The sequence below is a fragment of the Microcoleus sp. T2B6 genome, from assembly GCF_036700475.1.
Lineage (GTDB): Bacteria > Cyanobacteriota > Cyanobacteriia > Cyanobacteriales > Microcoleaceae > Microcoleus.
In genome coordinates, this window is record NZ_JAUBOZ010000104.1 from 1 (window position 1) to 958 (window position 958).

The 958-nt window shown below is 46.6% G+C and carries 2 protein-coding genes; both read right to left on the bottom strand.

Features of this window, described 5'->3' with window-relative positions:
* Nucleotides 1-261 precede the first annotated feature (261 nt).
* Nucleotides 262-573: a DUF6679 family protein gene (locus tag QUA00_RS29900; RefSeq protein ID WP_015177146.1), complete on the bottom strand. Its 312-nt coding sequence runs from the start codon at nucleotides 571-573 to the stop codon at nucleotides 262-264.
* Between the two features lie 181 nt (nucleotides 574-754).
* A partial coding sequence (locus tag QUA00_RS29905) for a hypothetical protein (RefSeq protein ID WP_333412119.1) occupies nucleotides 755-958 on the bottom strand: 204 nt, incomplete at its 5' end.

Sequence of the window (958 nt, forward strand, 5' to 3'; positions counted from 1 at the left end):
TTTGGACGGGCGGGACGCCCATCCCACTTTCAAGAGTGGAAGTTATTTAATTCTCATTCCTTACGCTGTTGTGGGGAGTATGGGTTGGGCCGGAGATCCCGCCATCAAGCTTAAATTTAAAGGGAAAATAGCTTATGGGGTCACAACCCAGAATATTTTTGGCCTAAACTGGGTTTTTTGCATAATTTCTCCACAAAAAAGGGAGAAAAGCCGTTTTCTTTTCCCCCAAGTTTTCCTTGTGCCTCAAGCGCGAGCTCAAAACTATTCCAAATTCGAGTCGGGGTAGTGATTGCGAATTTGTTCGGCTTCGGGACAATCGTCAGAAACTAGGGGTTCGCAGTTAGTTCGGGATACCGAAGCCAACTTCTGAGACACAGATCCAATACTTTCGAGACGCACCATTTCTTCCCAGGAGCTGATTTCGTCTTCTTCGTCGGTTTCGTAGCGCAGCGTGACTAGATCCCCTTCAATATCTAGGATACGAGCGCGCTCTATCCAACGTTGCTGATCTCGAAGAAAAATAGAAACCTCACGACCATCACAACAGAGTTGATAGATTTTGCGCTGTAGCATTTGTCAGTTCTCCTGCGCAGTGTAACTTGCTTAAAATATGGTCTGTTTACCGTAACGTACTTTGGGTTTTACATCGGAAGGCACAGCCGTATGGACTGGCCAGTTTCACGTTTTCCGCAACTTTTGTACCGATGGGAGTTACCAAATTTGATTTTACCACCAAATCTATCGAGTACGCCATTTATCCAATTACAGGTTTTCCAGTCAGTGGCATCCCTCGTGAGAGGCATTTGCCAGCATAGATCCGAGCATTAGGACTTGACGACGGCACCCCATTAACAGCGACAATAACAACAGACTCTGCCTCAAAAATCTCGCTCTCTTTTGCCTCAAGTCCCCCAGAAACAAGAGTGTTTCGACGATTGTTCGATCGCCCGCTAACCCC